The organism is Teredinibacter sp. KSP-S5-2 (genome assembly GCF_032773895.1).
In the GTDB taxonomy this organism is placed as follows: domain Bacteria; phylum Pseudomonadota; class Gammaproteobacteria; order Pseudomonadales; family Cellvibrionaceae.
Map to the genome: position 1 here is coordinate 4,235,351 of NZ_CP120416.1, position 24,276 is coordinate 4,259,626.

Annotated in this window: 25 protein-coding genes and 1 tRNA gene; 12 read left to right on the top strand and 14 right to left on the bottom strand. The window is 44.4% G+C overall.

Annotated features, from left to right (window positions below):
- Positions 1 to 5: 5 nt before the first annotated feature.
- Positions 6 to 2,282 (bottom strand): phosphoenolpyruvate--protein phosphotransferase, encoded by a 2,277-nt coding sequence (gene ptsP, locus P5V12_RS18000; RefSeq protein WP_316954485.1) that lies wholly within the window; start codon positions 2,280 to 2,282, stop codon positions 6 to 8.
- Positions 2,267 to 2,812: an RNA pyrophosphohydrolase gene (locus P5V12_RS18005; protein WP_316954486.1), complete on the bottom strand. Its 546-nt coding sequence runs from the start codon at positions 2,810 to 2,812 to the stop codon at positions 2,267 to 2,269. The genes ptsP and P5V12_RS18005 overlap by 16 nt, the downstream gene beginning before the upstream one ends.
- 123 nt (positions 2,813 to 2,935) lie before the next feature.
- Between P5V12_RS18005 and P5V12_RS18010 the strand changes: the two genes are divergently transcribed.
- From P5V12_RS18010 to P5V12_RS18020, 3 genes are all read left to right on the top strand, one after another.
- On the top strand, positions 2,936 to 3,592 hold the full coding sequence (locus tag P5V12_RS18010) for an HAD family hydrolase (protein ID WP_316954487.1): 657 nt from the start codon (positions 2,936 to 2,938) through the stop codon (positions 3,590 to 3,592).
- Between the two features lie 34 nt (positions 3,593 to 3,626).
- Positions 3,627 to 4,709 carry an imelysin family protein gene (locus P5V12_RS18015; RefSeq protein ID WP_316954488.1) on the top strand — a complete coding sequence of 361 codons (1,083 nt, stop codon included), beginning with the start codon at positions 3,627 to 3,629 and terminating at the stop codon, positions 4,707 to 4,709.
- 170 nt (positions 4,710 to 4,879) lie between these two features.
- Positions 4,880 to 5,755: an HDOD domain-containing protein gene (locus tag P5V12_RS18020; RefSeq protein WP_316954489.1), complete on the top strand. Its 876-nt coding sequence runs from the start codon at positions 4,880 to 4,882 to the stop codon at positions 5,753 to 5,755.
- Positions 5,756 to 5,840: 85 nt separating this feature from the next.
- On the opposite strand, the gene P5V12_RS18025 is transcribed toward P5V12_RS18020, so the two are convergent.
- The 4 genes from P5V12_RS18025 to gcvT form a co-directional block, all read right to left on the bottom strand.
- On the bottom strand, positions 5,841 to 6,449 hold the full coding sequence (locus tag P5V12_RS18025) for a carbonic anhydrase (RefSeq protein WP_316954490.1): 609 nt from the start codon (positions 6,447 to 6,449) through the stop codon (positions 5,841 to 5,843).
- Positions 6,450 to 6,463: 14 nt separating this feature from the next.
- Positions 6,464 to 7,057 (bottom strand): hypothetical protein, encoded by a 594-nt coding sequence (locus P5V12_RS18030; RefSeq protein WP_316954491.1) that lies wholly within the window; start codon positions 7,055 to 7,057, stop codon positions 6,464 to 6,466.
- Between the two features lie 89 nt (positions 7,058 to 7,146).
- On the bottom strand, positions 7,147 to 7,533 hold the full coding sequence (gene gcvH, locus P5V12_RS18035) for a glycine cleavage system protein GcvH (protein ID WP_316954492.1): 387 nt from the start codon (positions 7,531 to 7,533) through the stop codon (positions 7,147 to 7,149).
- A 57-nt stretch (positions 7,534 to 7,590) separates the two neighbouring features.
- Complete coding sequence (gene gcvT / locus P5V12_RS18040) at positions 7,591 to 8,682, bottom strand: glycine cleavage system aminomethyltransferase GcvT (protein WP_316954493.1); 1,092 nt, start codon at positions 8,680 to 8,682, stop codon at positions 7,591 to 7,593.
- A 95-nt stretch (positions 8,683 to 8,777) separates the two neighbouring features.
- Here gcvT and mutY point away from each other — a divergent pair, with 95 nt between their 5' ends.
- The 3 genes from mutY to P5V12_RS18055 all read left to right on the top strand — a co-directional run bounded on the left by mutY (position 8,778) and on the right by P5V12_RS18055 (position 10,309).
- Positions 8,778 to 9,848, top strand: a complete 1,071-nt coding sequence (gene mutY / locus P5V12_RS18045; RefSeq protein ID WP_316954494.1) for an A/G-specific adenine glycosylase — start codon at positions 8,778 to 8,780, stop codon at positions 9,846 to 9,848.
- An 8-nt stretch (positions 9,849 to 9,856) separates the two neighbouring features.
- On the top strand, positions 9,857 to 10,129 hold the full coding sequence (locus P5V12_RS18050; protein WP_316954495.1) for an oxidative damage protection protein: 273 nt from the start codon (positions 9,857 to 9,859) through the stop codon (positions 10,127 to 10,129).
- A 104-nt stretch (positions 10,130 to 10,233) separates the two neighbouring features.
- Positions 10,234 to 10,309: transfer RNA gene (locus tag P5V12_RS18055), tRNA-Phe, on the top strand.
- Positions 10,310 to 10,714: 405 nt separating this feature from the next.
- Here P5V12_RS18055 and P5V12_RS18060 read toward each other — a convergent pair.
- On the bottom strand, positions 10,715 to 11,236 hold the full coding sequence (locus P5V12_RS18060; RefSeq protein WP_316954496.1) for a hypothetical protein: 522 nt from the start codon (positions 11,234 to 11,236) through the stop codon (positions 10,715 to 10,717).
- A 922-nt stretch (positions 11,237 to 12,158) separates the two neighbouring features.
- Here P5V12_RS18060 and P5V12_RS18065 point away from each other — a divergent pair.
- Complete coding sequence (locus tag P5V12_RS18065; protein WP_316954497.1) at positions 12,159 to 12,491, top strand: hypothetical protein; 333 nt, start codon at positions 12,159 to 12,161, stop codon at positions 12,489 to 12,491.
- Positions 12,492 to 12,690: 199 nt separating this feature from the next.
- On the opposite strand, the gene P5V12_RS18070 is transcribed toward P5V12_RS18065, so the two are convergent.
- Entirely contained in the window at positions 12,691 to 13,380 is a 690-nt protein-coding gene (locus P5V12_RS18070) for a hypothetical protein (protein WP_316954498.1), read from the bottom strand.
- Positions 13,381 to 14,007: 627 nt separating this feature from the next.
- Between P5V12_RS18070 and P5V12_RS18075 the strand changes: the two genes are divergently transcribed.
- Together P5V12_RS18075 and P5V12_RS18080 are read left to right on the top strand one after the other, a co-directional pair.
- Complete coding sequence (locus P5V12_RS18075; RefSeq protein ID WP_316954499.1) at positions 14,008 to 14,268, top strand: hypothetical protein; 261 nt, start codon at positions 14,008 to 14,010, stop codon at positions 14,266 to 14,268.
- Between the two features lie 266 nt (positions 14,269 to 14,534).
- On the top strand, positions 14,535 to 14,795 hold the full coding sequence (locus P5V12_RS18080; RefSeq protein ID WP_316954500.1) for a hypothetical protein: 261 nt from the start codon (positions 14,535 to 14,537) through the stop codon (positions 14,793 to 14,795).
- Here P5V12_RS18080 and P5V12_RS18085 read toward each other — a convergent pair.
- From P5V12_RS18085 to P5V12_RS18105, 5 genes are all read right to left on the bottom strand, one after another.
- Complete coding sequence (locus P5V12_RS18085; protein WP_316954501.1) at positions 14,792 to 15,406, bottom strand: hypothetical protein; 615 nt, start codon at positions 15,404 to 15,406, stop codon at positions 14,792 to 14,794. The genes P5V12_RS18080 and P5V12_RS18085 overlap by 4 nt on opposite strands.
- A gap of 442 nt (positions 15,407 to 15,848) precedes the next feature.
- Positions 15,849 to 16,010: a hypothetical protein gene (locus P5V12_RS18090; RefSeq protein WP_316954502.1), complete on the bottom strand. Its 162-nt coding sequence runs from the start codon at positions 16,008 to 16,010 to the stop codon at positions 15,849 to 15,851.
- Between the two features lie 95 nt (positions 16,011 to 16,105).
- Positions 16,106 to 16,870 (bottom strand): hypothetical protein, encoded by a 765-nt coding sequence (locus P5V12_RS18095; protein WP_316954503.1) that lies wholly within the window; start codon positions 16,868 to 16,870, stop codon positions 16,106 to 16,108.
- Between the two features lie 205 nt (positions 16,871 to 17,075).
- Entirely contained in the window at positions 17,076 to 17,249 is a 174-nt protein-coding gene (locus tag P5V12_RS18100) for a hypothetical protein (protein WP_316954504.1), read from the bottom strand.
- Position 17,250: 1 nt separating this feature from the next.
- Complete coding sequence (locus P5V12_RS18105) at positions 17,251 to 17,682, bottom strand: hypothetical protein (protein WP_316954505.1); 432 nt, start codon at positions 17,680 to 17,682, stop codon at positions 17,251 to 17,253.
- Between the two features lie 593 nt (positions 17,683 to 18,275).
- Between P5V12_RS18105 and P5V12_RS18110 the strand changes: the two genes are divergently transcribed.
- Positions 18,276 to 19,028, top strand: coding sequence for a PEP-CTERM sorting domain-containing protein (locus P5V12_RS18110; RefSeq protein WP_316954506.1), 753 nt, complete (start codon positions 18,276 to 18,278; stop codon positions 19,026 to 19,028).
- Between the two features lie 491 nt (positions 19,029 to 19,519).
- Positions 19,520 to 21,328, top strand: coding sequence for an oleate hydratase (locus P5V12_RS18115; RefSeq protein WP_316954507.1), 1,809 nt, complete (start codon positions 19,520 to 19,522; stop codon positions 21,326 to 21,328).
- A gap of 145 nt (positions 21,329 to 21,473) precedes the next feature.
- On the opposite strand, the gene P5V12_RS18120 is transcribed toward P5V12_RS18115, so the two are convergent.
- Entirely contained in the window at positions 21,474 to 22,457 is a 984-nt protein-coding gene (locus tag P5V12_RS18120) for a GGDEF domain-containing protein (protein WP_316954508.1), read from the bottom strand.
- Positions 22,458 to 22,846: 389 nt separating this feature from the next.
- On the opposite strand from P5V12_RS18120, the gene P5V12_RS18125 reads away from it, so the two are divergent.
- Entirely contained in the window at positions 22,847 to 24,085 is a 1,239-nt protein-coding gene (locus tag P5V12_RS18125) for a patatin-like phospholipase family protein (RefSeq protein ID WP_316954509.1), read from the top strand.
- Positions 24,086 to 24,276: the final 191 nt, after the last annotated feature.

Sequence of the window (24,276 nt, forward strand, 5' to 3'; positions counted from 1 at the left end):
AATGCCTAACTGCCAAATGTATTGTCTGCACTTGGTCGCAACAAACGAGTAATACCTACCCGCTTCAAGGTTGCCTCTAAGCACATATTTATCGACTCCACATCCGGTAGAGACATCACTTCGTCCAATAAATTCTCTGCCTGCAACATAGAAACCGACCGGATGACGGATTTTACCTTAAGCAGGTTGGTTGCGCTCATGGAAAGCACATCATACCCCATCGCCACGAGCAATAGTGCCGCAGCTGGATCACCAGCCAACTCACCGCAGATACTCACAGGAATACCCGCACTGTGGGATTCCTGCACGATGATGCGCAAAGCTCGCAATACCGCCGGATGCAGAGAATGATAAAGGTCTGCTACGCGTGGGTTATTTCTATCGACCGCTAGAAGATACTGAGTGAGGTCGTTACTCCCCACCGAGAGGAAGTCAACACGAGAAGCCAGCTCTCTGGCCTGATATACCGCAGCAGGCACTTCAATCATCACCCCCACTGGCGGCATTTTAACTTTATAGCCCTCTTCCACAAGCTCATCATAAGCTCGATGGATAAGCATCTGCGCAATCTCCAATTCAGCCACGTTGGTGATCATTGGTAGCATAATACGCAGATTATCTAAGCCTTCACTGGCCTTTAGCATTGCCCTGGCCTGAACAAGGAATATCTCAGGGTGATCCAGCGTCACCCGAATCCCTCTCCAGCCAAGGAAGGGGTTATCTTCAGAAATTGGAAAATATGGTAAAGACTTATCCCCCCCTATATCCAGCGTACGCACTGTAACGGTATAGGGTGCAAAAGCCTCCAGCTGCTCTCTGTAGGTAATACGTTGCTCTTCTTCACTGGGAAAACGGTCGCGCAGCATGAACGGTACTTCCGTTCGATACAGGCCCACACCTTCCGCGCCGCGCTCCAACGACAACATGGTATCCGCCATTAAACCGGTATTTACCCAGAGTGCAACACGATGCTTATCCTGAGTTTCACACGGCAGATCTTTCAGGCTTTCTAAGCCTGCAACCAGCTCTTTATCTTCTTCAACAATGGTTTGGAAGTATTCCAGCAGACTGTCGGAAGGGTCGCTGTAGACCGCGCCGTGATAGCCATCGACAATCAACTCCCGACCATCCAGACGGGTAAAAGGCAAATCCACCGCCCCCACCACCGTGGGAATTCCCATTGATCTCGCCAAAATAGCAATATGAGAGTTGCTGGAACCTCGAACAGAGACAATCCCCACCAACTTACCCTGAGGAACCTCAGCCAAAATGGAGGCGGTCAGCTCTTCGCCAACCAGAATGGTATTGTCAGGATATTCCTGTTTTCGATCTTTTTTGGCAGACTCCTGCAGGTAAGCCAGAACCCGGCTGCCTAAATCACGCACATCCGCCGCACGCTCACTTAGATAGGTATCAGACATACTGGAGAATGTTCGAACATGCTCCAGAATCACCTCACTCCAAGCATAAGGAGCGGCATGGCCCTTACGAATTTTCTGAGCGACTTCCCCACCCAGAGAAGCATCATCCAACATGCCTATATAGGCATCAAATAATAGCCGCTCTTCTTTGCTTAACCGGTTTTCCAGCTGCTGCCCCAGTTCACGTACATCCTCGCGAACACGCTTAACAGCCGCCTGAAAGAAACGAATTTCTTCATCAATGTCGTCACACCGCTGATAAGGCACAGAATTTAGATCGGCCACAGGAGAGGCAACAATACAACGGCCAATTGCAACACCAACCGCACCGGCAACCCCAGTGAATTTGGCCTCTTCCTTCTTACCTAAATCCTGTAAGGCGCCAGTAGCTTCAGCATGGGCAATGACCGCCGCCAGCTGCGCAGACATGGTCACCAGAAACGCCTCTTCCCCTTCATCGTAGCGACGCTTGTTACCCTGCTGCACAACCAGCACACCCAGCACTTGCCGCTGATGAATAATAGGCACACCAAGGAACGCTGAGTAACGCTCTTCTCCAGTCTGGGAGAAATATTGATATTTGGGGTGCGAGTCAGCAGCATCGAGGTTAATTGGCTCCTCGCGAGAAGCCACTAATCCCACCAAACCTTCCTTCTTACCCAACGAAACACTGCCCACCGCCCCTGGGTTCAGGCCTTCGGTTGCGCGCAGTACGTAGCGGCCATTGGGGTCTCGCAAGTAGACGGAACAGACATCCGTATTCATTGCCGCCCGAACTCTGGCAACAATAATATTCAGCGCATCGGGTAAATCACCCGCAGCGTTAACCTCCTGAACAATACTCCTTAGCCAGTGCAGCATGCGCTACCCTCACCGGGACTACTATCTTCAATTGAATCAGTCACTGCGCCACCAAATACTCGATTATAGGGAGATACCAACTCTTTCAGCGCTTTTCGATACACTTCACGCTTAAATGACACCACTTTCGACAATGGATACCAGTAATTTACCCAAGCCCAGTCATCAAATTCCGCTGGCTGGCTGGCATCAAGACGAATACTTTGTTCACCTGACTTTAACTTTAGCAAAAACCACTTCTGCTTTTGGCCTATACATAGAGGCTCTTTCTGACGAACCAGTCGCTTAGGCAATCGATAGCGGAGCCAGCCTTTAGTAACCGCAACCACTTCCACATCCTCCCGACTTAAACCGACCTCCTCATTTAACTCCCGGTATAACGCCTCTTCTGCAGACTCATCTTCTTTAATACCACCCTGGGGGAACTGCCAGGCGTTCTGCCCGCCAACGCGACGCGCCCAAAGCAAGCCACCTTGCTCATTGGCGATTACAATACCGACATTCAAGCGGAAGCCGTCATCATCTATCACACAAACCTCATCTAGCGAATGTTGTTATAATTTCAAGCTATTGTTCCACAAGACCCTTAGGCGCAGCAAATACCAAACACCATCTAATTGATGTTCATTTTTCTACAACCGGAGAGAACTTCCTTGGCTTTAGCAATTTTTGATTTAGACAACACCTTAATTCGTGGCGATAGCGACCACGCCTGGGGAGAATACCTCGTAGAACAAAAGATAGTAGATGATACTCACTACGCCAAAGCCAATGACCAGTTTTACCGCGACTATGTCGACGGCACTCTCGATATACACGAGTACCTTGAATTTGTTGCCACACCACTCACCCGCTTCTCTCCCGGCGAACTGGATACCATGCGCAACGAATTCATCGCCACCAAGGTTGACCCCATACTGCTGCCAAAGGCACGGGAACTGATCGAAAAACACCGTACAGCCGGCGACACTCTTCTAATTATTACCGCAACCAATCAATTTGTGACTCAGCCCATTGCACAGAAACTCGGGATAGAGCATCTTCTCGCCAGCCAGCTGGCCACTGACAATGAAGGTCGATTTACCGGGAAAGTAAGCGGCACCCCCTGCTTTCAGGGTGGCAAAATTACTCGCCTAACCGAATGGCTAGAAGGACGCCCAGAATCTCTGGAAGGAAGCTACTTCTATAGCGATTCCATGAACGACCTTCCGTTACTGCAACAAGTATCCTATCCAACGGCAGTGGATCCAGACCCTCGCTTACAACAACACGCAGAAGAACAGGGCTGGCCTGTCATCAGCTTAAGGTAAATACACTCAAGGACCCCAACGGAACAGGTACGCAATGTATAAACAATTACTCACAGGAACCTTCATTTTAATGCTCGGCCTAATTGCTTCGTGCAGCCGTCAAAATGAGGAAATCAGCGTACCCGAAATAGAGGCACCCAGCATATCCGAGGAAACGCTAACCGAAGCTGGCACTCAACTATGGAACCAGAGCGGCCTCGTTATCGAAAAACATATCGAGATGGTCGAGCTACTCGATAGCGCAATCAAACAGTTTATTGCCACGCCATCAGAAGAAACTCACCAGACCGCCAAAAAACAATGGCGCGAACTCGATCAGGTAAACAGTGATTTTTATCTTATCTCTCAGCTGGCAGAAAATGCTCCGCCGGCATTAACCAGCTTTAAAAGCCTGAACTATCGCTTATTTGCAGCACCGATCCAGCCCGGCTACCTCGATAGTTTTGGCGAGTACCTCTATTCCGGCCTTGTGCACGATATTGGCTTACCAATTACCCCGGAAACCCTAGGCAACCAGCACGGCTTTGCCGATGAGGAATCAGCAACGCTTGGCTTATACGCAATCGAGTTCATGCTGTTTGGTGATGACGGACAACGCCAATACTCAGACTATGTTGAGTCCCTCAAATTAACGCCAGATGAAATAGAAAAGGGCTACAAACTCCTCGCCGAAACCCCCAATAACCGAAGGCGACAACTCCTGGAGTTACAGAGCCAGCTGCTGGTAATGGATTTTAATCAGCTCGCAGAGCAGTGGAATTCCCAGAAAAAAGATGACCTTAACCGGAAATACTATCTTCTCGACAACACGGAAAAACAGGCCTGGGTTAGCCAGACTTTAGAGAAAAGCTTAACCAACCTGATCTTGGATATTTCCGAACAAAAGCAACGTGCCGACCAAGGGGAAGAAAACTCAACCTGGGCACCACGCATGTTGAATAAAATAAGCTCCCTGCTTCCCGCACTCAGCTTTTTACCCAAAGAACAGAAATCGCTCGTCGAGCCTTCTCTAAATAAAGCGATTGAATCCTGCAACCAAACCACAGAAATAAAATGGGATGATCTTTATAACTCAATCAAAGGCGCTGTCGATAGCTTTCACCAACTCGACCAATAACCCATTGCTCCTGCTAAAGGCTGGTCTAAACTAGATAGTAATTACCGCCAGCCTGTGCAGAGCCACCCCACCCAACGATACGGGATCACACATAGCAACACCTGCACCCCCAAAGCTGACGAAACCAACGACTTAAAGCAGACTTTACGGGTTTATGGAGTGCTTAGCTCATGGCTACTGATCTCACTTCGGAACAAATTCAGAAAATCATGCAAGGCATTGCGATACCACCACAGCCACAAGTCATGGTGGATCTGCAAATGGAACAGCTCAACCCGGATTGCAGCATCAGCGAAATAGCCCGGCTAATCAGTCAGGATGTTGGCCTGTCCGGCAGCATTCTAAAAACCGTCAACTCTCCGTTTTTTAAACACGCCAATACCATCACCTCTATTGTTCAAGCGGTAAATCTCTTAGGCGTAAACAGCGTAGTCAATTTGGTCAACGCCCTATCCATTAAAGGGGCATTATCCGACGATGACATTATTGCAATGGGGCGCTTTTGGGATAGTTCAATGGATGTCGCCATGGCTGCAGCGGCAATTGCCAAACAAATCGGCTACCCCAACTCCGATGAAGCCTACACACTGGGGTTATTCCGCGACGCGGGGATTCCATTGCTCATGGCTCGCTTTGAAAACTACCAACAAGTGCTTTCCGAAGCATACTCCACCCCAGGAAAACGCGTAACAGCCATAGAAAATGAGCTGATAAATACCAATCACGCCGTAGTGGGATATTACGTTGGCAAATCCTGGAACCTGCCCGCTTTTTTATGTCAGGCGATCCACGAACACCATAATGTCGTAAAAACTTTTGAAAAAGAAAGCAGCGACAGCAGAAAAAAAACCTTGCTTGCAATATTAAAAATGGCGGAACACGTTTGCGGCACACATAAAATTCTAGGCCAGCAAGATGAAGACCACGAATGGAATAGAATAAAGGAAGTGGTACTAGTTTATACCGGGCTGGGAGATTATGATTTTGCGAACCTGGCAGAACACGTCAACGAACTGGGTTTAGGCAGCACTGAGTACTACAGCTAAAAAACACCGCTATATTACATTTTTATTTATCTACTTAAACAGAGCGGCATCCCCTCAAACACAGCTCTTTTTTTCTTTTTATTATTTAGAAGAAATTTACCACACCGCTATCAAGCGAATACTCTGCGCCAACAATAGTTAGCTCACCCGCACCCACTTTTTGTTCGATTATTTTTGAGCCGTGGCTTAAATGGTCAACCGAAGAACGAATATTTGCCTTAACCGCATGCGCCATTAATTTTTCGTCATCATTACCAAGTTCGGTTTCGGCCAAAGTTTCCACAATAGGTCGAATACGATTCACAATAGAACCCACATTTTTTGATGGCATATCGGCAGAAGCATGCACAGCGTCGATACAGGCTTTTACCGCACCACAACGTGAATGCCCCAAAACCACAACCAACTTGGTACCAAACTGCTCTACTGCAAACTCAACACTCCCCACCTGTGAAGGCGCAACAATATTGCCCGCTACACGAATCACAAATAAGTCACCCAGCCCCTGATCAAACACAATTTCCGCCGGAACGCGAGAATCCGAACACCCCAAAATAATGGCAAAGGGTTCCTGCTTCTCCTCAAGACGACAACGACGAGACATATTGTTCAACGACTCACTGTTACTCATCTCATTAACAAAACGCTTATTCCCTTCTTTTAAACGTTCCAACGCATCACTTGCCGATAGCATTTTCATCTCCTCAATTAGCTTTCATACTTTTCAAGTTGTTTTTGAAACTCCTGACATTGTTTGGTTTCATTTCCCTCAGCCTCTACCGCTTGCTCACACGGCAACTGAGTAAGTGACTCCATACAATTTGCAGCCTGGTCATATAGATCCTGATAGGCCACCTCCAATTGATAATTCGCAGAAATTGTGTCACACACATTACTTAATGTCTGCTGCAGTAACTGCTGCATTGCCGCTGGCACATTTTCCATTTCGGCCATTGAACAAGATTTCATTTTTTCACACAAATCTTTTGACGCTTTATCGTATCGACTGGTATCTACCTGATGCTGCTCACCAAGCTGCTTAACTGGCGCATCAACAACCTGCACAATCGCTTTGCTACCGCCAGATAAGATAGATTTAACCTTGGCAAACCGAGTGACTGCCGAACCGCGTTCATCGGTTATTGTTATGATTTCGCCAACAGACAAAACCTCTCCCTTGGTATCAAAATAGGTTTCGTCACCGACCCCCAAATACTCAACACCTCGCAGAGAAACGCTTTTTTCTGCAAATGAGAAAGATGCCCAAACAGCAAACAGTATCGCCACAACAATTCTAGCCACTTTTCACCCTCTTAAATCACCAGACATAAAAAAGCCCCGGAATGCTTTTCTCACAAAAAATACCGAGGCTATATAAAGAGTTAATACAGTTACTCTTCGATTTGAGCTTTATACTCGTCTGCAGACATATGCGCATCCAATTCCGATACATCGCTGGGCTTAACTTTATAAAACCAACCATCATCATATGGAGAGCTGTTCACTGTTTCTGGCGCATCTTCCAACGCTTCATTAATGGCAATCACTTCACCCGATATTGGCGAATAGATATCCGAAGCCGCTTTAACAGATTCCACCACACCCGCTTCCGCTCCGGCATTAACCTCAGAGCCGACCTCAGGTGTTTCAACGTAAACCACATCCCCCAGCTCTTCTTGTGCGTGGTCAGTAATGCCAACAGTAACTGTGCCGTCATCTTCCACGCGCGCCCACTCATGACTACTTAAGTACTTCAACTCTGCGCGTATTTCACTCATTTTTCGATTCCTTAAAGGACGATTAATTAAAAACTTTTATTTCAATTGGCCGCAATTCTATACCAGTTTGCTGCCATTTCGCACGAAACAAGGTTTAGTCACCTCTACAGGTAAACGTTTGTTGCGCACCAATACTTCGACTTTTTGACCAGCAATATCAACATTGGGGACACGAGCCAAAGCAATGGAATAACCGAGGGTAGGAGAAAAGGTTCCGCTAGTAATGACACCTTTGTCCTCAACCCCTTCCACGACCACTTCCTGGCCAGAACGTAACACACCGCGCTCCTTAAGCAACAAACCAACAAGTTTGTATTTCACCCCTGCCGCTTTTTCCGCCTCAAGCTCTTTACGACCTATAAAATCCCGGTCTTGAGGCTCCCAGGCAATAGTCCAGCCCATATTTGCCACCAATGGCGACGTGTCGTCATCCATTTCATGACCATACAAATTCATTCCAGCTTCCAAGCGTAGCGTATCCCTAGCACCCAGGCCACACGGGGCAACACCCGCTTCTGCCAATTGCTGCCAAAAACCTTCTGCTTCCGCATTTGGCAACATAATTTCATACCCATCTTCCCCGGTGTAACCGGTACGGGCAACAAACCAATCCGTACCACCCTTGAGGCCTACCCCTTGAAACACCTTCAAATCCGCCAAAGAAGCATCGTTAAGAATGCCATCCACCTTAGCTCTGGCATTCGGCCCCTGAACCGCAATCATCGCCAAATCATCACGCTCCACAAGCTCAATATCAAAACCCTCAGACTGCGCGTTCATCCACATCAGGTCTTTGCCCCGGGTTGCACAGTTCACCACCAACCTGTACCCCTCTTCCATCAGGTAAACAATCAAATCATCAACAACACCACCCAAACCATTAATCATGCCGGAGTACAGCGCCTTACCGGGAAGGGTTAACCGGTCCACATCGTTTGCCAAAAGAAACTGCAAATACTCCTTGGCCTGCTCTCCCTTCAGGTCAACAATCGTCATGTGAGACACGTCAAACATTCCAGCGTCAGTACGCACAGCATTATGTTCATCTATCTGCGAACCATAATTGACGGGCATATTCCAACCACCAAAATCCACCAACTTGCCGCCCATCGCTTTATGCGCTGCAACCAAAACCGTTTCTTTCAACATAACTATTCCGAGACATCTATGAGTTTGAAGGGAGTCGTAAAAAAAGAGCGCACATTGTACCCTAAGCGCCCCCTGAAATAACCCAAAGAACCACTATGCCAGACACGCAATTTGCCCAACGTCTATTACGCTGGTTTGACCAACACGGCCGCAAAGACCTGCCGTGGCAAAAAGACATCACCCCCTACCGGGTGTGGCTATCAGAAATAATGCTGCAACAAACCCAAGTAGAAACCGTCATCCCCTACTTTGAGCGCTTTACCCAGAAATACCCGGACTTCGAAAGCCTTGCCCAAGCAAAGCAAGATGACGTTCTGCACCTGTGGACAGGCCTGGGTTACTACGCCCGCGCCAGAAACCTACACAAGTGTGCCCAAATTGTGGCCGAAGAATACCAAGGCAATATGCCAGCAGACGTTGAACAACTGGTAACCTTGCCCGGCATAGGCCGTTCGACCGCGGGCGCCATTGCCAGCATCGCCTTTAAACAAGTGGCTCCCATTCTGGACGGTAACGTAAAGCGAGTACTCACTCGCTTCTATGCAGTCGAAGGCTGGCCTGGAGAAAAGAAAATCGAAAACGCGCTATGGGAAAAAGCCGAACTCAATACCCCCTGCAAGCGCACCCATGACTACACCCAAGCCATCATGGACCTCGGTGCAACCCTCTGCACGCGCAGCAAACCCCGCTGCGAAGAATGCCCAATGCAACAGGACTGCCAAGCCTACGCACAAGGCAAACCCACAGCCTACCCAGGTAAAAAACCCAAAAAAGAAAAACCCGTAAAACAAACACAAATGCTGATGCTGCAATCCCCTGAAGGCAAACTACTACTGCATCAACGGCCAGCCCAAGGCATATGGGGCGGACTCTGGAGCTTTGAAGAACTGGACATGGAAACCGATGCAAGTGAACACCTACTTACTCGATATCACAACAAGATAGACATACAACGATGGCCGAGCTTCAACCACGTATTCAGCCATTACACTCTGGTTATCCACCCCATACTAGTGCGCATCAACAAAACCCCGGACGAAGTGCGGGACGATAACCGACAACTCTGGTATAACCCACACAAACCAAAATCCATCGGCCTCGCCGCACCGGTGAAAAAACTGATCGACCAAATTAAAACCCTGAGCGAAGAATTTACCCTGGAGTAACACAAGACATGACACGCACCGTATTCTGTCGCAAATACCAAAAAGAACTGCCCGGCCTCGACCTACCACCACTCCCCGGCGCAGCGGGACAAAACATCTTCGAAAACGTATCCACCCAAGCCTGGAAAGAATGGCTCAGCCACCAAACCATGCTCATCAACGAAAAACAACTCAACATGATGGACCTTACCGCCCGCGCTTACCTCACCGAACAACGGGAAAAATTCCTTAGCGGCGACGACTACGAAAAAGCCGAAGGCTACGTTCCGCCTAAAGAATAACCAACAAGCAATACAAGCGTAACAAACCCTTGACGATTGCATCCTGAACCTGTTTAATACGCGCCTCGCGCTGATAGAGGACAACCTCAAGCGTGTACCGAAGTGCCCAGATAGCTCAGTCGGTAGAGCAGGGGATTGAAAATCCCCGTGTCGGTGGTTCGATTCCGCCTCTGGGCACCACTATTCAAAACATCAAAGCCTGACTCCCGAGTCGGGCTTTTTTGTATCTGCGATTCCTGAATCCCAAAGCCCAGAGGTGGTTAAGAACCACCGCTTGGTTCGACAAAAATGCCGGGAGCATTTTTGGTTGCCGTAAGGCAAGCCGAAGGCCGAGGCCCATGGATGGGCCGAGCAATTCCGCCTCGTGATGCCCCACCCAACCAAATTTAAAACCCCTCCCTGTGATTCACCGCCATTTCAACTTCAGGCCTCCGGGTAACAATAATTTTTCTTTGGAAACAAAGACTTAGAAGCCCCTAGCACTTTCCAGTTATGGCAGTTTTTTCGTTAAAGGGCCACATTTGAGCCACTTTTATTTAAAGCGATTCTTCCTTCACAAATTAATCCATACCACGCCGTTACTAATCAGCACTGATTGCTCCACAGCTGCTTACACTCAAAGCCAAGCCTGCTCAGCTCTTCACTGACGAAAGCTGACTCCTCACTATTTTCCGTGGAGAAACGAGACTCTTCATATTTAAGTGCTTTATCAATGATTATTTTGGAGTCCCGTAAATTTAAACCAGACTTAGCTTTGATAAGCTTTGTTGCTGCCACTTTGTCAGCACCTTCTTTCCAGCCAAATACCAAGATATGCTCAGTCAATTCACCGAAAGGGTCACCACAAGACTCAAACGCTTTCACATAGTGCTCTGCAGAATGGGCTGAACCTGTCTCAAAGACAGCTCCGGATTTCTTACAAACAAGGATTGGCCCAGCACCTACGCTCATTTCTAATATGTTGCGAGATTTTATGTACTGGTCATTCTGATAATAAAAAGCAAAGCATGTGGCGAATTCTTGGGTTGACTCATCCATTAAAGAGAAGCCTTCATACTTTTCAATTACCTGCTGACTTACAATTTCTCTTGCTTCAATTTTATTCATGACTGGCAGGGCATCCTTTAACGTCGCTACGCACCGCTATTGCACACACTTTTTTAGGAGATTCGCGCAAACAAGACAAATACCAAATGGAATAATGCTAGTCGCTAATAAAGCTCCGGAAGCTGTTATCGATTTTCCAGTAAAAATTCCCTCGAGGCTCGCAAACACTATTGCGCTACCGAATAAGAAAAAGAACACAAAGTTAATAAGCATCATGAAAAACACCACTGGTTTTTGAAGGCGCTTAAATTGCAATCCTATTAATACAGTTTCAAAGAATCCCATGTGTTTATCTCAATTAACTTGTGAGAGGTAGGATAAGTGACAGCCAGATCATTAACAATAGAAAAAGGGCCATTAAAGCCCGCTCGCTGTTTGCTATTCAAAATCTAGCACAGTGCATGCTTCCCTAGTACATCCTTTTAAGCATCTGGTGCCATATGCACGTACCGCATTATCATTAAAATAGTGGAGGAATGCCCTAATAGCTTTTGAAGCTTTAAAAAGCCCCCACTATTCATCTGTAGTGGCTTGCAAAAGTATGTCGTAAAACGCGGGTAGTCTGTCCTACTGGTAGTTCGATTTTTATTTTTCCAACACACCTCTAAAAGCCGAACTGCCTTGGCTTGCGGTCTAGAACTAGCCTTTGAAGGCGAAACCAACGATCAAGTATTCCTCGCGGAAAATGTGAGGGTCTAAATATGCAGGTTTTTATTTTTGTATTAACTGCGGTGCTTGCATCACTCGCAGGCAATGTCATTAGACAGTATTTAACTTCGCTTTTTCGATGAACACCAAGTTAGTGTTATTAGGATTATTGCTACTCATGCTAGGAACGCTCAGACGAAGCTCACAGCCTTTGAGCATTCTCTTAAATAACCCCGGTAATATCAAACACGATAATCACAACGACTGAAAAGGCATGGCCGAATTTCAAAGTAACCCAACCTTTGCAAAGTTTGTGCAGTCCAGAATATGGCATTCGTGCAATGACCCGAATTTTCAGATGCCACAACCGCAGGGAAATAAATACCGTTCGAGGAATTGTTTCTACCTACCCCCAGCCTTTGAAAACAAAACAGAAGAATACATTCGCTATGTCAGTAAGCAATTAAACACATCACCAGACAAGCCTCTGGAACTTGAAGCACAAATGTTCACGCTGATAAAAGCAATCACCACATATGAGCAAGGCGCAAGCTTTGCAAACCACTATTTTGATTCCACTATTGAGAACTGCATTAGCCTAGTATAGGGAGACGTTATGTCCGCAAGAAAGCGTACCACTCGAAGAACCAAGAAAACCGTCAGAAAAGGCAGAGACGCAAAAGGCCGGTTTAAGAAAGGTTTCTACCAGCCTTGTAAGAAAGGGGCGAGGATTAGGAAGGCTAGAAAGAAGCGCTAGCAGCACTTCCTCCATTTATCTCAGCCCCAAAGGGGAGGCCTAGAACCTGTTAAACAAACTCCCTTCGTAGTTGCCTTAAGACTTTTTTTACATACCCGCTATAGTAGTCACTGACTTCAGCGCTGTTTGCAAAGCTTTGGGAAAGGCAACGGTACCAAAATGGTAAGTCAGGATAACCTATCCCAAAAAATATGTACTGTTCTAGATCTAGAGATTTAGTGACAATTATTCGAATCGCATCCTCAATTGCCTGCGTAGTTGCCGTATTGAATCCCGCTTTTTTTGCAGCCTCTGCGTGATAACACCATATTTGAGTTCCATAAATGACAGGGTACTCTTTCACGAACCACCGCCCTAGCCCAACATATGGATGATTGACCCCTGTAGAGGTCAAATGAAGGTATTCACCATCCATAAAGCTTGTATAAGCTGTATCGCAATCATCTTCTCCCTCAACAAGGTTGTTTACAATTGATACAGCAATCCAAACTCTTTGGTAGTCGTCATACCCGTCAAGTTCAAAATTATTCAAATAATCAGAGGCAGAATGAATCTGAGCCAAAAAAGACAATGGGCAAGTCGGCAGCTTCAGTTCAGTATTTTCAGAGGAGAAATGATTTACGCTTTCCGCGTCAGAAAGCAGGTCAACTAATAGTTCAAGCTTTTGGCAATGGCCTATACCAAACTGCTTAGTGTTAGTTAATTTTGCAAGTAACTTAAGTCGATTAAATTCAGACATAGCAATAGCTCCAAGCGAGATAAGCCACCTATTTCTTCTCGCGTATAAGAAGATATTACTAAATTAGAAAAGAAGTCTTTACGCCGATGGCTGGCGCTGGTTTTCAAGCCTAGATTGAATAGTACAAAACATAGTCTTCTCAGGTCAACAGTAGAAAAGGCATTTTTGAAGACCAGTTTTGGGTACCACATTTGGGCCACTTTTTAGTGAAAAATAGGGAAACGTAGAGTTACAAACCCAGTAACCACGGGGCATAGAGCGGTATAGGGGTGCTCTGGCGAGGCTTGAAAATCCCCGTGTCGGTGATTCGACAAAAATGCCGGGAGCATTTTTGGTTGCCGTAAGGCAAGCCGAAGGCCGAGACCCATGGATGGGCCGAGCAATTCCGCCTCACAGCCACAACTTCGGCAACGCAAGTGCTAATTTGCGAAAGGATCCCTTTCCCCCCACATTATCTATCTACCTTGTTTAGCACAAACAATTAACTGCCATGACTTTATCGACAAGAATAAACACCAACTTCTGCTTTTTGCGAAGACTCAAGGGCCTTACAACCTTGAAAACCAATATTTACCCCAACTGGCCGAAATAGCAGAAAGATTTAGAACAGAATATTAAGGAAATATCATGAAAGCAGAAATTATTTTAGATTGGGATTATGGAACACCTACGCTTGAGGGGCTTTATTATGCCGCGGTAAAGCACGGCGAAGGTGCAGGCTTCCTAGAATTCATCGAGTGGAGAAACTGTAAGTGGGAGTTAACAAATGGTGGAGAAGTAGTGGCTTTTATAGATATAGAAAGTTTTACCAACCAACTTCGTATTCAATGGCCAAAACCAGCGCCACAACCTTCAAATTCCGATCCAGAAGAATTTGAGGAAGTCTAGTTCAAAGCATGTTTTGTAAACACATATTCCATGTGTATCGGGTAACGCAAAAATACCGAAGTACCCTCCGATTTCAATAAATAGAAATTTGACCAATTTGTAGGTTTGATCATACTTAGAACCGCGAAAAGCCTGCCACCATTATTGTGGAGGAATTAGCAGCGGTAACCAACTGCACAAAAGCTTAGGGTTATTGGGGGGTACTGATTAATCAATCTTTAAGGCTGGGGGCTACGCTTCTAGCAACAGTTCAACGAGGACAGGAAGTGGATAAATCAGTAATGAATACTTCGAGTTTTTTGTGGATCAGCCTGCACAATACGGAAGATGATGCGAAGTATATGACCAAAAAGCTGAATATAGGTATTACTGATATACCAAGAACACCTCTGGTGTTTTCTATCTGGGAACCTTCAATTGGGGTTATCGAGAAAGGAAGGATTGCTTTTGATAGCCTAGGTAAAGCTTACTTTAAACAACAGGGCGCACAGAACAACCTTAGGCTTGATTTCTCTAATAGCTTCTAGTACCTGTCTGGAATTTCATGAAACTCCTTCCAAGGGTAACCAGCAGACTCTGAAATCAATGGGTTTCCTTCTGAATCAAAACCATACCAGTTTATTTTACCTAGTCCACTAGTGGATACATCTGGCTCCTTATTATCGATACGTTTGAATGCCTCTCGCGCAGCCGAAAAGGCAATCACATCGGACAGTTCAAATAGTATTGATGGTTTCTTACGAAGGAAACGGGGTGGTGCAATATTATTGCATCTCGAAAGCTCAACAAATAGTGGTGTGTATTTTATTCCTATGAACTGTTGCCTTCCCCAGCCATCCTTCCCATCAGACTCTATAAAGTAGTCTGGTATCACCCCAACTTTGCATGACATATCAAGAAGATGCACGTATGAATACCAAAAGCAGGTATGCTTTAAATATTTTTCAAATTTCTCAACTTTTAGAAGGCCAGGTTTCTTCGCAATACCAACACTACAGCCCAGATAGATTTTATCTGATAAATCTGCAATCTTACCCTGTGCAAATTTCAGTGCGTCTCTAGCATCTTCATCATTCCACGTTTTAAAGTATCTACTTCTTTTTCTATTTCCCTCTTGGTAAAAGTCTTTTATATGCAAAGGCTAGTGATCTGGAGATACACTAGGAAGAAGCTCCTTCTTAATACTTCTCAAACAGCTTCTTAACTCATCCAAATAATTATTATTAGTACCAACCAATCCAAAAGTGCATATCGTATATCCGTTTACATGCCTGAAAGCCTCATCACCAAAAAAACTGTATCTCGAAATTGGCTCTACGTGCTTAATCTTCCACTCACATGAGCCATCACACCTGTCACAATCGAATAAAAAACTGAGTCTTTTCGCATACTTAATTCCCTCAAAGGTACCGATATTGGTTTGCAGCCATCTTTTCTCCAACCAATTAACTGGTATCGATTTTCCACATTTTGAGCAGGGAAGTAATTTTGGAAGAAAAACGGGTGCGTGAGCTATGGGAGCTTCTGACCTATTAAACTCTTGTTCAGAAAACTCATTATATGGATATTTGGATTTCCTATTATTCAGAGTCTTCAACCTCCAGTTTCTGGATTATCTCGATAATTTTTGGCAAACCAACCAAAGGACTCTCCAAAGTAAAACTTGATTCAACCCCTTTTTTGTCATTAATTAGATCATTGTAAATATGATCTGGACCATAGTTCACATTATGGTGATCCACTGAATCACTCCTTGCTGCATGCACTGCTTCTCTATTAAAATATCATATAAACGTAGTTATTCGGACTAGCGGTATTTGGGACAGACCCCAGTTTTTTACTTCTTATCTAAATAAATGCTAGACTCGCAAAAGTCACTTTTACCAACAGTGAGAATGACTTTACCATTTGGGGACTCTCCTCTAACCGAATCAGCATGATAAATCGCAATCCAGTCTTTAGAGACATCTACCAAATTACCTGCTGAGATCAATTTATCATTCTCATATACACATGTACACTCGTGCTCGCGTTCTTTAACAGGCTTAGAGAAACACGATATATAACCATCCTTCTCTTTAATCGCGTAGTCTTCTCCATACTTATAAAAGGATATGGGAAACTGATATATGATAGAGAATACGAAGAACGCTCCTAGAATTATTACGAACACAAATATCCAAGCAAAAAAAGCGGTTGCAAGACCCTCAATAACAAAATGGGATTTCTTTTTTTCTTCCCCGTCTTTATTTTTTCTCTCCCGGCTATCATCATAGCTAGTCAAAATACTGATGATCATAATGAAGAATAAAATACCTGGAACAAAATACGAAGCAATCTCGCCAAAAGCGTTCAAAACATCAAAAAATAGAAAACTTGATCCTACAAATGCATTGTACAAATAATTATAAGAATCACCCGGAAAATAATTGCTACTAATTCCATACCCGGAATAATATCCGCTTGAGAAGCTTTTCCCCGATGCATATACCCAGTACACAAAAACAGGCGATAAATACAGGGCGACCTTCCTCAAAATGCTCAGCACGTTAATTTTTTGAACATCGCCTTTTAATTTTCCATTGTTTTCTTTCTCTTCCATACCAGCTCCTGAAAGCATTACCATTGCCAACTAGGCATTTGATCAATATGGTTTACCTTCCGCCCTAGCATCTATCAAAACCAACTCTTTTCCTTGCCTCAAACCAAAAAAGGGGTCGGAGACACCCCCAAATTTTCTCTCAAGGAGCTTTTAGCTTCTTCTAGTTCGTCAGAAAACCCATTTTTCAACCTAGCCACACTCAAGATTATGCTTCATCTTCAAATCGAGAAATAATTATTTCAAGCAGGCTGGCATCATTAACTAAATCTGCGCTCTCTTCCTCGTCCAATTCACCATCATTTAGTGATTTTTCAATAGAAGCCATGTATTGATTTAATGCCGCCAAAATGACAACTTTTTCTTTTTCACCAAATTCCAACTTACTTTACTCCTTGCTTTGGAACGTCAAAATCAGGAACAGCAAACTTTGAAAACTCTTTCAAATGCTGCACAAAGGTCGCCAATGGCATATCGTACATTGGGCGAATTGTATAGTGAATTTGACCTGTAATTTTATTAATACCTTTATCTCTACTTACACGAAATGCAGGTGGGATCTTAGTCCCTTTAGGCAATTTCCACCAGCGATTCCCAAAACGAGGGTTAGGCTTATTAAATAGTGATATCCCACCGGACTCATGATCAACCCACGACTCACCATTTTTCTCAAATATCTTTAAATCGTGAACCTGAGCGGCGTCACGAGGAGGCATTGTACGAGGTTTATGCATTTGAGCACTTGTTGCACTCCCGTGACGATAGAGATTCGTTGGCATCTCATCGAAATACAACTCTTCAATTATTTGTCCCATTGCTTGTTCCTTGCGTTATTTAGATTGCTTCTGTACGAAGTTGATTCATATTTACGTGAGTATGTTCGTAAATTTTTAGAACAGAATCTCAAAATACCTCTCAGATGAGGGTCGATTTGAATGCCAATGAAATATTGTCATTATAGACTACGCACCTGAAGCGCCATCAAACCCACTCAGTTTAAAATACTCATCAATATGCTCGCCGATTCATAAAAGAGCTTGCAGCAGAAGCCGGACTGCAAGCTCTGCTGTCACATGTGTGACCAAGAACTTATCTTCCGCTGATCGAACTATCAGGCATCAAGTACAACTTTTATTTTTTTGAATATACTATTAACGCAAGAAGCACCTTTATTAAACATGAAACAGAAACTCTCAGGAATCACCAAACGGAAACACAACAGTATTTGAATGCTCGTTAAAATAATAAAAAAGTACGGGAGAACACCAGATAAAAAACTGAACTTTAACCAAAGTTTAACAAGGAAACTAAACTTGGGAGTTGATTGTCTACTCCTTTGCCATCAAGAATATTGACATAAATGGGCTGTAGTATATTGTAGTGCTACAGTTTTTTAGGGAGTTATACTATGTTTAGAAATATTTGGATTTCATGTCTAATTTTATTCAGCTCGGCTGCAACAGCAGCGCCTATTTCCTACCAATTTTCCGGAGAGGTATTCCAATCCTATTTTGATAATTCCAACGGAAATTCGCCTTTTTCCGGAGCCAGTTTTACTGGTGGCATTACCATCGACTCCGAAGCAGCCGTAAATGCAGGCTCATATTTGTCATCCACCCGGTTCTCAGGGCTTGTTACAGACTTTTCGTTATCGTTCGACTACCAAGGCGGTACATATGATTACCAGCCCTACCTCGAATCGATACCGGGTTCCTGGGCAGGCAGCTATTCTGCCTTATGGGCTGAAGGCAATGAGGGATTTGAGTTTAGACAAAACAACTACCCCAGTTCAACAGGAAATTCTGGAGAATTTGGACCTTCAGGTGAGATTCCTGATGATTATTATGTAAATGGATATTACCCACATTCTTTGACTTTTAGTTCCAGAGCATCCGGGATGGATCTTCTCGACGAGATGAGTGCAAGTCTAGCGAATTTTGATCTGGAAGAATTATTCAATCAGGTACCGGCCACAATAATTGATTTTAGATTTACTGACCCTAACCACCCCGACTGGCAAAACGGGAGAGAGCATGTAGCTGGATCAGTCTTTGGTCAACTTACGTCTTTAGTGAAAGTTCCTGAGCCTGGATCGATAGCACTACTATTTATCGGCGCGATTGCAGTTTTCGCCTCAAGAAGAAAGTTCTTTAGCAAGTAATATCAAAATACCCCGCTGAATTCCAGCGGGGTATACAATTCAACCCTACTTAGCAGTGCCTTGCTATACCGTATTCTTCATTTTTAAGTTTGATAAGAAATCTCGGCTTAGTAATTTGCATATATTTATTGCTCGCTTACTCCCAGAAAAAGCTAACTTATCCGCACATATTTATCCAACATCAATCTGTGTATTAAAGAAATAAGGAGCCAAAAAGCAATTTTCTGCAAGTACCCTCAAATTTTGTACTATAAATAGTACACACCCTCAAATATACGTCCATTGAGGCGCACGGACAGCAATAATTCTAAGTAGCGTTAATACAAAGGATAAAAAAATCTACGCCGTTTTCTATATACGCTACACCTATAAATTCGAAAAGGGTTTTGTAACCTTTTGCTATAGGTATCTATTGCTTTTCAAATCTGATTTACCACGGGTATTTATCGGCAAGAAAAAAAACATGGCACTTTAATAGGAGTGAACGAATTATGATTGGGAACTACACCAAAGTGATTGCGTCCCGAAAGCAGGGTATAGAAAAAAAACGCGCTTTCCTTGTTGGCGGAGGTATTGCTTCGTTAGCTGCTGCTGCATACATGATTAGGGACGGTCATATGGCCGGGGATAAAATCACCATTTTGGAACAACTGGATATCAACGGTGGTTGTCTGGATGGAAGTGGCAATGCCAATGATGGATACATTATGCGCGGTGGTCGTGAAATGGAAGCGCATTATGAGTGCACCTGGGATCTTTATTCGTTCATTCCAGACCTAATGACTAAAAGAAATGATGACGGGACGTCTGAACTTGTTCCAGACCCGAACAATACCGTTCTAAAAACGATTCGTGATGTAAACCAATGGGACCCAAATTCTTCCAAGTGCCGCCTCATGAGCAACTGCGGTGAACCAGATCGAGATTCTTCATTAGGGCTTTCATTAAAACATGTTCTGGAGCTCACTAAGCTAACCATAAAAACCGAAGAAGAGTTAGGTGCAACGACAGTAAAAGAGTTCTTTTCAAGCTCATTCTTTGAAACCAATATGTGGTTTTTTTGGACGTCCATGTTTGCCATGGAAACATGGCATTCCGTGGTTGAGATGCGGCGCTATATGCAGCGCTTTATGCACCTGATGCCCACTATGAGCAGGCTGGAAAATATCTTGTTTACTACCTACAACCAATACGAATCTATGGTATTGCCCTTGCAAACATGGCTGAAAGATCAAGGAGTTAATTTTGATTTAAACACTCAGGTGACAGATCTGGATATTAAAATTGAAAACAACGAAAAGGTTGTCACTGCGATCCATCTTCTTCGTACTTCCGATTCCAGTACCGAGGCAAAAGAAGAAACCATCGACACAACTGAAGATGATTTGGTGTTGGTTACCAACGGTTCAATGACCGAGAATTCATCCACCGGCAATAATAATGCACCAGCCATTCTTAACACCGAAACCGGGGCCTGTTGGAGCCTGTGGAGAAAAATTGCAGCCAAAGACCCCGCTTTTGGCAAGCCCGATGTTTTCTGTACGAACATAGATAAAAGCAAGTTTGTTTCTTTTACCATTACTGCTACCGACTCCCCCATAGCGAATTTATTAGAGAAGTTCACCGGTGTAGACCCATACTCCCATAAAGCCGTCACAGGCGGCATCATGACTATCAAAGATTCCAGCTGGCTAATGAGTGTGACCTGCAACCGCCAGCCTCAATACAGAAGCCAGCCAGTGGGTGACCACCAACCAAAAGAGTACGATGGTCAACCGGATAAGAATGTACTCGCGATCTGGGCTTATGGATTATTTCCAGATAACGTCGGTGATTACGTGAAAAAGAAAATGTGTGATTGCACCGGTGAAGAGCTACTTAAAGAGTTACTTTACCATTGGGGTGCCGAAGACCAGATTCCGGAAATATTGAAAACGACCAAGGTCATTCCCTGCATGATGCCCTATATCACCAGCCAGTTTTTACCCCGCGTCAAAGGCGACCGCCCCGAAGTCGTTCCCGAGGGAAGTAAAAACCTTGCATTTCTCGGGCAGTTCACCGAGATACCAGAAGATTGCGTATTTACTGTTGAGTATTCGGTTCGTTCGGCAATAATGGCGGTCTACAAATTACTCGGCATTGCCGACAAGCAACCTCCTGAAGTGTTTCCATCCAAAGACGATATTCGCGTAATCTTAAAAGCAAGTGAAACCCTGCACGGCGGCAGCATTCCAGGTGAACACTTATTATCTCACCTGCTAAAAGGCACAAGCTTGCACGGCCTGCTAGACAAGGAATAACCGTAATGGGCACCGGTGAGAAGTTTAAGGCATACCTCGTTGAAAAGCTTTGAGCCGGTGTAACTCTTCTGTAACGAAAGGATAACTTTTGAGATATGAAAACGCTGAAATTTATAAAACCTAGAAAGATGAAAACCCAACGAGGTTAAACCGCAACCACCTTATTACGGCCACTATTTTTGGCTTCGTATAAGTTCTCATCGCACCTTTTCATCCACACCTTCCAATCCTTTTCAGAGCCTGATCCAGCCACACCAATGCTGACCGTTATTTTACGACCGGGTATTAATGAGAGAATTTCAATCTCTTTCCTTACTTTTTCAGCAAGATCAATACAACAGACCTCATCAGAATTATGGACGAGTACGATAAACTCTTCTCCGCCCGTCCTAAACACTCTATCGCTCTCTCGGAAGAAGCTCTTTAAGAATGTGCCCAACCGCATAAGAATGTAATCACCGGTATCGTGGCCCAGCTCATCATTTACCTGTTTAAAATTATCGATATCTATTCCAATGAGTGTGAATGCAGTACCTGTTCGGCCAGATTGATGTAGCGCTTTATCCAAAGAATCCTCCAGTAGCGACCTGTTGTACACACCAGTTAAAGGGTCTGTAATCGCAAGCTGGCTTAATTCGCCATTTTGTTTGGATATAACACGAAGGAAAACCGCCGCATACGCGCTGACTGCAAGGAGAGTAACCGCAAACCTCGCTGCTTCTCGCACTTCAAAAAGGTGCCAAGCGAGTGGAACTGTAACAAGTACAAACAGAATGTTGGATAACCACGCCTGGCGTTCCGTCAACATAAAATAAAACAACAAGATAGTGGGATAACTCCAGTAGCTAAAACTTATTCCCACAGTGGTCATTTGATAAGCTACATAGAAAGTCGAAAACGGAATAAGTAGAAAAAACGTGTAGATAGATCTATAGGTTTTTTTATAGCAACTCCAGCTACCAAAAAATAAACTCAGCGATATAACTAAAGCACCACAGCCTATTTGAACGTCATTATAGAACAAGTGATAAATAGCGATAGGAAATAACACACTCCCCGCTGTGATAGAAAGCCGGAACATCGATTTAAGCTGAAAATCTCTTTGCAGCGATGAGGTTAACGTACTCATATTTTCAACATCTTATTGTTTTATTCACTTCTCATTCAAAAAAACAGGTATTACGCTGTGACTTTGCATGTTTCATATTAGACGCCTTGCCGCTTTGTACTCAGACAATCCCCTTTGCGGCTATAAGCAAACGCCATTAATCAAGCTTACGGCAATCTAGTATAAGAAGTATAAACCACCATTTTACTCAGTCAGCAAATTGCTTATCTTTCCAGAGCAGGCTACACACCCTGACTATTGTTTACCTCTAGTGCGATCCACAATTCGGCACAAATACCGTTTAAAAAAATAGACGCCAAACAAGTTCGATAGAATACATACTGGTTGCCATCCAAATTTCTGAGCGTTAGTGTTGCAACGTCTCATAAAAAAAACCAAGGGGGAGACGTATGATAAGCAAGAAAATGGCTGCATTCCTGATTATCAATGTGATTTTAGTATCTGGATTCACCTTCGCCAAAGAACCACACTCCGTTAAAAAAAATACACCAACAAAAAAAGTGATTGTACTGGCGTTGGATGGCGGCGGTATAAAAGGAGTCATTCCCGCAACGTTTTTGCAGCATATAGAGACTTCTCTTGGAAAACAGTCTTATCAGCTTTTTGATGTCATTGGGGGCACGTCCACCGGGGGGATTATTTCTGCCGCGCTGACCAGCATAAAACAAAAGGACAAGCTACCTCGCACTGCTGAACAGATTGTGCAAATTTACAAAAATAATGGCAGTGATATTTTTACTCCTGAAGAGTGCCTAGTGGAAATGTGCGCTACATACAGTGTAGACAATGGCAGCGGAAAAGGCATTGAAGTTTTTCTCCAAAAAACCTTCGGAAAAACAACCTCACTTTCAGAAAGCAATGCTCATATTCGTCTTTTGCCAGATTCACGTGTTCGCCAAATGTTCACCACAGCTTATATTGTAAACAGCAAGGGCGATATAGTGGCATCACCGGTTAAAGGAGAAGACTACGGCCCTTACTTATTCAATTGGTTCGACGCAGCTCAAGACAAAACCAAGCACAACTACATGGTATGGGAAGCTGCACGAGGCACCAGTGCTGCGCCCACTTTTTTCCCTGTGGCCCACGTAGGTGGTGGAAAAGGTTTGCGTTCACCTATGCCGGAAAAATGGGTTATTGATGGAGGAACGATGTCTAACGATCCGGCCGTATGGGGAGTGGCAGAAGCGCTGCGCACAGGCCTGGCCAAGGATCTCAAAGATATTATTGTTATCTCCCTAGGTACCGGGATATACCCTGGAAGTGCGGGTGTGGGTATTCATAACAACGCAACAGATGATACCCCCAAAGATGGTAACTGGAGTACTGTACCCTGGGTCGTGGAAAAGCTTTATGATTTGGAAGGTGAGGCCCATACCAGGGGAGCTTTGCTAAGTGTTGTACTAAGTGCAGTGCAAATGGTCTCCGATAATCAACTCAAAGCGCTAGAGAAGGCTGGTTTACAGTATTACAGGCTGGAGCCCAAGTTAACCATCAAACAGGATCAAATGGACAATATTTCACCAGAAAATATTAACGCATTAATTGCAACTACCAATAATTACTTGAAATCCAAAAATGGAAAAAAGACGTTTGAAGATATCGTTGCAGCGATAAAAAATAACTAAATAAGGTATGCGAAACAAATTACGCCTATGCATGTATACATCTGAAATCTCGTTAAATACCGGATGAAAAGAAACACACCCAAGACATTTTTATGGGTAAAGACTAATTTGGGGTTCGTTTTTCACGCATAAAAACGAACCCCGTACACAGTATTCGACAAGAGATGAGCGAAACCTAAAGACAATTATTG